Annotated in this window: 5 protein-coding genes; 2 read left to right on the top strand and 3 right to left on the bottom strand. The window is 71.6% G+C overall.

Going from position 1 to position 6878, the window contains the following annotated elements:
* Nucleotides 1-70: 70 nt before the first annotated feature.
* The 3 genes from ACWDS7_RS45065 to ACWDS7_RS45055 form a co-directional block, all read right to left on the bottom strand.
* Nucleotides 71-2350 (bottom strand): ABC transporter permease, encoded by a 2280-nt coding sequence (locus ACWDS7_RS45065; protein ID WP_451934296.1) that lies wholly within the window; start codon nucleotides 2348-2350, stop codon nucleotides 71-73.
* Nucleotides 2351-2514: 164 nt separating this feature from the next.
* Nucleotides 2515-3267: an ABC transporter ATP-binding protein gene (locus ACWDS7_RS45060; RefSeq protein WP_451934295.1), complete on the bottom strand. Its 753-nt coding sequence runs from the start codon at nucleotides 3265-3267 to the stop codon at nucleotides 2515-2517.
* Complete coding sequence (locus ACWDS7_RS45055) at nucleotides 3264-3770, bottom strand: PadR family transcriptional regulator (RefSeq protein ID WP_306858597.1); 507 nt, start codon at nucleotides 3768-3770, stop codon at nucleotides 3264-3266. The genes ACWDS7_RS45060 and ACWDS7_RS45055 overlap by 4 nt, the downstream gene beginning before the upstream one ends.
* A 133-nt stretch (nucleotides 3771-3903) precedes the next feature.
* On the opposite strand from ACWDS7_RS45055, the gene ACWDS7_RS45050 reads away from it, so the two are divergent.
* Nucleotides 3904-5163 carry an ABC transporter substrate-binding protein gene (locus ACWDS7_RS45050; RefSeq protein ID WP_306858598.1) on the top strand — a complete coding sequence of 420 codons (1260 nt, stop codon included), beginning with the start codon at nucleotides 3904-3906 and terminating at the stop codon, nucleotides 5161-5163.
* Between the two features lie 232 nt (nucleotides 5164-5395).
* Nucleotides 5396-6724, top strand: a complete 1329-nt coding sequence (locus ACWDS7_RS45045; protein ID WP_306858599.1) for an ABC transporter substrate-binding protein — start codon at nucleotides 5396-5398, stop codon at nucleotides 6722-6724.
* Nucleotides 6725-6878 lie beyond the last annotated feature (154 nt).

Genomic DNA, 6878 nt, shown 5'->3' with positions numbered 1-6878 from the left:
GCGGCGCGGGTCCGGGCCACCCGATGACTGCCGGACCCGCGCCGTCCGACGGCGGCGCGGGTCGGGGCCGCTATCTGACGGTTACCGGGACCTGGGCGCGTACGGCCTTGCGGGCCGGTATCAACGTCACCAGCAGGGCCGCCCCCACCGCCATCAGCACCGCCGACAGCAGCGTCAGGGCCGAGGGGGTGCGGCCGATGCCCGCGCCGACGCCGCTGGTGTGGCCCTGCAGGTCGATCAGGCCGGAGACCAGCGAGGCCCCGGCCGCGGTGCCGGCGACCACGCCCAGCACGACGAGCAGCCCGGTGCCGGTGACGAGGGTGGCGGCCACCTGCCTCGGGGTGAGCCCCATGGCCTTGAGCACCGCCAGGTCCAGCGCGTGGTCGCGCAGGCCGAGGGCGCTGGCGGTCAGCAGGTTGGCCAGGCCGAGCAGCGCCAGCACGACGATCAGCGCCACGATCACCATGCGGATGACCGCGAGGCGTTCGGCCGGGTTGACCACCCGCTGGACCTCAAGACCCTCGTCCGAGGCGGCCAGCAGCCGGGCCCGGACTGCGGCCGGGTCGGCCCCGGGCTTGAGCACCAGGCTGTAGAACTGCGGGGGCACCGCGTCCTTGGCGGCCAGGCTGTCCAGCCCGAGGGAGAGCACCTCGCCGTCCTGGTCGGGCTCCACCACCCGGCCCACGATGTGCACGATCAGCGGCGTGCCGCCGACCGTCATCCGGACCCGGTCGCCGATCTTCACCCCCATCAGGTCGAGCAGTCCCTGCCCGGCGACGGCCTCGCCCCGGCCGGCGAACATCCGCCCCTCCACCACCGAGAAGGGGTAGGGCTGGGCGGAGGTGCCCACGGCGCGGGCCAGCACGCTCCGGGTCTGCTCCGGCTCCAGCGCGGACACCTCGCTGCCCGGGTAGACGGCCCGCACCTCCGGGTCGGCCCTGGCGATGCGCGCGGCGTCCTCGGCGGGGAGCTTGTCCGGGCGGACGATGAGCGCCGCCGCCTGGCCGACCTGTTCGGGATGGCGCAGGAAGTCGTCCAGCGTGGCCCAGCAGCCGAGGCCGATCGTGATCATCATCATCGGCACGGCGACGCCGACGATGCTCAGGAACGCCGGGACGCGCCGGGTGAAGGCGTCGCGGGTGCCCAGGACGAGGGCCGGCGGCAGCCGTACGAGAAGGGCGAGCCTGGCCATCCGCGACAGGTGGCCCCGCGGTGGCGCGGCCGGCGCCGCGGGGATCGGCGGGGTGCGGCAGCCGCGCCAGGCGGGCAGGGCGACCGCGACCAGGACCACCGCGGCGGTGCCGACGACGATCGTCAGCAGCGGGGTCGACGAGAGCGGCAGGATCGGCATGCCGGCCAGCGCGAACGAGGCGGCGACCTGGCCGCAGACCAGCCCGACGGCGATGCCGAGCAGGCCGAGCGCGCCGTGTTCGGCCATGAGCAGGCCGAAGATCTGGCCGCGGGTGTAGCCGAGGGATTTCAGGGTGGCGATGTCGCGGGTCTGGGCGAGCACGCGGCCGCCCACCACGTTGGCGATGGCCAGCGCCGCGGCGACCAGTCCGGTGATCCCGAACAGCGCCAGCAGCAGGCCCAGCAGCCGGTTGTCCAGCTCCATGGAGGCACGGACCTCGCGCCAGGTGGACATGCGCTGGATCTGCTCGGCCAGCAGGGTGACCGCGCCGTGCACGACCGGCAGCGTGTCCTCTCCGTCGGCCAGCCGCAGGCCGGTGACCGACTCGCTGCGGCCCAGCGCGGGCTCGATCCTGGCGAGGGTGGCGGTCGGCGTCCAGGCCAGGCCGGGGGTCGACTCGGGGTAGAAGCCCTGGTCGGCGGTGTCGGCCAGGCCGACCACGGTCAGGGGGTGGGAGGCGCCGCTGAGTGCGGTGACGGGGAAGGGACCGCCCACCCGCAGGTCGAGCGCCTTGGCGAAGGAGCGCTCGACGACCACGCCGTCGACGTCGCCGGAGCGCAGCCACCGCCCCTCACGGATCAGCGGCGTGGCCACGGAGGGCAGGGCCGCCTGCATCCCCCGCAGCGCCACGGGCGACTTCTTGCCGTCCAGCGTGAGCATGACGGGCGCCGTCCGGTACGGCCCGGCCACCTGGACCACGCCCTGCAGCCGGGACAGCGCGGCCACGTCCGGGGCGTCCTTGGTGTGGATCCACACATGCGCGCCCCGGGACTCGGCGAACAGCCCCCGCCACGGATTGGTCCCGTCTTCCAGCAGCGTCGCCGAGGTGATCAGCGCCGTGACGATCCCCGCCACCGCGAGCACCGTGAGCAGCGCCTGTCCCCGCCGGACCCGCAGGTCGGCCCGGATCCATCTGACCGAGGCCCTGAAGGTGCTCACGTCCGGGATCCCGGCCCCCGCCCCGGCCCCGCCACCGGGCGCGGCCGGGCGGCGGAGGCGGCGCTCACCCGGCGAGTGCCGGGACAGGCGACGGTGCTCACCCGGCGGGTGCCGGAGGCGGCGCTCACCCGGTGAGCGGCGGGAGGAGAGGTGGTGCCCATCGACTATCCCCTCAGCTCGACGACGTCGCCCGCGGTGGCCCTGGGACGCCGGCGGCCCGCGCCGACGGCGCCGTCGTCGACGATCTCACCGTCGAGCAGGGAGACCACGCGGTCGGCCAGGCTGGCCACCCGGGCGTCGTGGGTGACGAGGATGATGGTCTGGCCGTCGCGGTGGACCTCGCTGAGGAGCCGGAGCACGTCGCGGGTGTTGCGGCTGTCGAGGTTGCCGGTGGGCTCGTCGGCCAGCAGCAGGCTCGGCCTGTTGGCCAGCGCGCGGGCCAGCGCCACCCGCTGCTGCTCGCCGCCGGCGAGCTGGGCGGGGGCGGCGTCGGCGCGGTCGCTCAGGCCGAGCTCCCCCAGCAGCTGCTCCCGGCGCTCCCGGGCCTCGCGCGGGGAGGCCCCGGACAGCAGCGCGGGCAGCTCGACGTTGTCGGCGACGGTCATGTTGGCGACCAGGTTGAAGAACTGGAAGACGAAGCCGATCTTCTGCCGGCGCAGCAGCGCCCAGGCGCTCTCGTTCAGCGTGTCGGCCCGCTTGCCGTCCAGCCAGATCTCGCCGCTGGTCCGGGCGTCCAGGCCACCGATCATGTGCACCAGGGTGGACTTGCCCGACCCCGACGGCCCCATGATGGCCACGAACTGCCCCGCCTCGACCTGGAGGTCCACCCCCCGTACGGCGTGCACCGGGACGCCGCCGTTCTGGTAGACCTTCACGAGGTTGACCGTGTTGACGATGGGGGGCGGGGGTGGGCTCACGACAGGTCCTCCTGACAGCGTTCGAGCCAGTCGAGGTCGGCCTGCAGGTGGAGCATGGCCCCCTCTATCAGCAGGAGCGCGACGCGATCCCCCGAATCGGTCCGCTCAGCGAGTTCGTTGAGGTCGCGCATGAGCGCGAGGTAGTGGCGGCGCTGGCGGTTGATCAGCGTCATCCGGTCCGCGATGCCGGTCATCGGGGCCAGCACGAGCTTCATGAAGAACTCGTCCCGGACCCGCGGCCCCTCGGTGGGCTCGTCCACCCACACGTCGAGGGCGTCGCGGCCCGCGGCGGTCAGATAGTACACCTTCTTGTTCGGGCGGTTGGACTGTTCGACGTCGACGACCCGTATCAGGCCGTCCTTCTCCAGCCGGCTGAGCGTGACGTAGATCTGCCCGATGTTCGGTGACGGATAGGCGCTGCCGAATATCTGCTCCAGCGCCTGTTTCAGCTCGTATCCGTGGGCAGGTTCTTTCGCGAGGAGCGCTAACAGCGACAGCCTCACGCCCCACCTCCTCGGAGTGCTCGTTACGTGAGCGTTATGTGTCTATCCGTTGACGTCCACATTAGCGCTGTGCATAACATGCATGCATCTACCTAACACGTATGTAACCGCTCCGAAACCTGGAGGCAACCCCATGCGCCGACTGCTCCCCGTCGCGCTCGCCGTGCTGGTGACGGCGGGATGCTCGGCGGCGGTGGCGCAGAAGACGGAGCGCTCCGGCGGCGGGAGCGGCCCCTTCACCTTCGTGACGGGACGCGACACGACCGGTTACCTGCAGCCACTGCTCGACCGCTGGAACGAGGCCCATCCGGGGGAGCGGGTCACCCTGCTCGAACTCCCCGAGGCGGCCGACGAACAGCGCGCGCAGATGGTCGCCAACCTCCAGGCCAAGAGCGACCGCTACGACGTGCTCGGCCTCGACGTCGTCTGGACGGCGGAGTTCGCCGACGCCGGCTGGATCCTGCCGCTCGAACGCGGCATGTTCCCGCTGGACCGGTTCCTGCCGCCGGTCGTGGACACCGCGATCTACCAGGACAAGCTCTGGGCGGTGCCCTACACCAGCAACGCCGGGCTGCTCTACTACCGCAAGGACCTGCTCGCCAAGCAGGGCTTCAAGCCGCCCAAGACCTGGGCGGAGCTGCGCGAGCAGGCCCGCGCGCTGCACGACAAGTACGGCATCGGCGGTTACGCCGGCCAGTTCCTCGCCTACGAGGGGCTGACCGTCAACTTCGCCGAGGCCGTGCAGTCGGCGGGCGGGCAGATCCTCAGCCAGGACGGCACGCAGGTGACCATGGACGCGGCCAAGGCGAAGACCGGCCTGGACTTCCTGGCCGGCGGCTTCCGGGAGGGATGGATCCCCCGGGAATCGCTCTCCTTCAAGGAGGAGGAGTCGCGGCTGGCCTTCCAGGAGGGCCGGCTGGCCTTCGCCCGCAACTGGCCGCACGCCTACGGCCCGGCCACCACTTCGGCGGTCGCCGACAAGTTCGGGGTCACCCGGCTGCCCGGGCTGAACGGCCCGGGGTCCAGCTCGCTGGGCGGGGTCAACCTCGCGCTCAGCGCCTACTCCAAGCGGCAGAAGTCGGCGGTGGAGTTCATCCGCTACTTCACCGGCCTGGAGAACCAACGCCGGGTGCTCGCCGACGGCTCGTTCCCGCCCGTGTGGGCCGAGCTGTACGACGACCCCGGCCTGATCAAGCGTTTCCCCTACCTGCCGGTCCTCAAGCAGAGCATCCTCTCTGCCCGACCCCGACCGGCGAGTGCCAACTACAACCAGGTGAGCCTGGTGATCGCCAGCGCGGTCTCCAACGCGCTCACCCCACCCTTCAAGGAGGCCGGCGACGATGTCGTCGCCTCCATGAGAGGCCAGCTCAACGAGATCATCCGGGCTCAGTGACCCGGGGGAGATCCCCCCGGGTGAGACCGTCATCCCCATCCAGGCTCCGGACCGGGAGTCATCCCCACCCCCGGTCCCGGTCGAACGTCATCCCCGTCCAGGCTCCGGACCGAGGGTCATCCCCGCCCCCGGTCCGGGTCGAACGTCATCCCCGTCCTCAGTCCGCATTGAGCTGTCACCCCCGCCCCGGGAGCGACCCGGGAGCCCTGACAGCACAGGAGGTCCGTTCAGCATGCGTAAATCCATCGCGACAGTGACGACGGCGGGACTCGCGCTCGCCCTCGCCGCGTGCAGCCAGAGCCCCGACACTGCCGCCTCCCCCGCCGCGAGCAGCAGCTCCTCCGCCGCCGCCCCCGCGGCCAAGACGCTTGAGGGCGTGACCATCGAGGTCGCCGCCAAGTGGACCGGCCCCGAGCAGGCCAACTTCCAGGAAGTGCTCAAGGCCTTCGAGGCCAAGACCGGCGCCAAGGTCACCTACGCCTCCACCGGCGAGGACACCGGCGCCTACCTCGGCCCGCGCATCCAGGGCGACAACCCGCCGGACATCGCGATCCTGCCCCAGCCGGGCCTGGTCAAGCAGTACGCCGACCAGAAGGCGCTCAAGCCGCTCTCCGCCGAGGTGCTCAAGCAGATCGACGACAACTACACCCCGTACTGGAAGGAGCTCGGCTCCGCCGACGGCCAGGCCTACGGCGTGCTGGTGAAGGCGGCCCACAAGTCGCTCATCTGGTACCGCGACCAGGCATTCCAGGACGCCGGGGCGCAGCAGCCGGCCACCTGGGACGACCTCGTCAAGACCGCCCAGGCGGTCGCCGACTCCGGCACCCCGCCCTTCTCCCTGTGCGGCGCGTCCGGCTGGACCCTGACCGACCTGTTCGAGAACGTCTACCTGTCCAGCGCGGGCCCGGAGAACTACACCAAGCTCTCCAAGCACGAGATCCCGTGGACCGACGCCAGCGTGACCACCGCCCTGGAGAAGATCGGCCAGCTCGTCGGCAAGAAGGAGTTCCTGCTCGGCGGCCCCTCCGGCGCCCTGCAGACCGACTTCCCGACCTGCGTGACCCAGGTCTACGGCCAGGACAAGTCGGCGATGGTCATCGAGGCGGACTTCGTGGGCACCACGGCCGAGGAGTCCGGCGCGAAGCTGGGCGAGGAGGCCAAGTACTTCCCGTTCCCGAAGGCCGGTGACACCGAGCCGGTCGTGCTGGGCGGCGACATCGCGGTGGCGCTGAAGGACTCCAAGGGCGCGATGGCGCTGCTGGAGTTCCTCGCCTCCAAGGAGGGCGGCGAGGTCTGGGCCAAGCTCCCCGGCTACCTGTCCCCCAACCGCAACGTCTCGCCCGACAACTACCCGAGCGAGCTGACCAAGAAGCTCGCCCAGACGATCATCTCCGCGGGTGACGCCGTCCGCTACGACATGTCCGACCTCGCGCCCAGCGCCTTCGGCGGCACCGACGGCAAGGGCCAGTGGAAGCTCCTGCAGGACTTCGTCCGTGACCCCTCCAAGATCAAGGACATCCAGTCCAAGCTTGAGGACGAGGCCAAGAAGGCCTGGAAGTAAAGGGGAGAGGCCGTGACCGACCGGTTAGACGGCCCGCAGGATCCGCGTGGCGGCGGCGACGCCGCCCGCGGCTCCTCCTCCGGACCGAACGACACCCCCGGGGCATCCCTCGATCTGAGCGACGCCCCGCCGACCCCGGCGGACGCCGGCGCCG

It is taken from the genome of Streptosporangium sp. NPDC003464 (genome assembly GCF_053588315.1).
The sequence above is the reverse complement of the archived record's forward strand: the minus strand, read 5'-3'. Positions and strand labels throughout refer to the sequence as shown.

Excerpts from the sequence above, each read along its gene's own strand:
- ACWDS7_RS45050 (WP_306858598.1), top strand. The coding sequence starts at position 3,904 with ATGCGCCGACTGCTCCCCGTCGCGCTCGCCGTGCTGGTGACGGCGGGA.
- ACWDS7_RS45045 (WP_306858599.1), top strand. The coding sequence starts at position 5,396 with ATGCGTAAATCCATCGCGACAGTGACGACGGCGGGACTCGCGCTCGCC.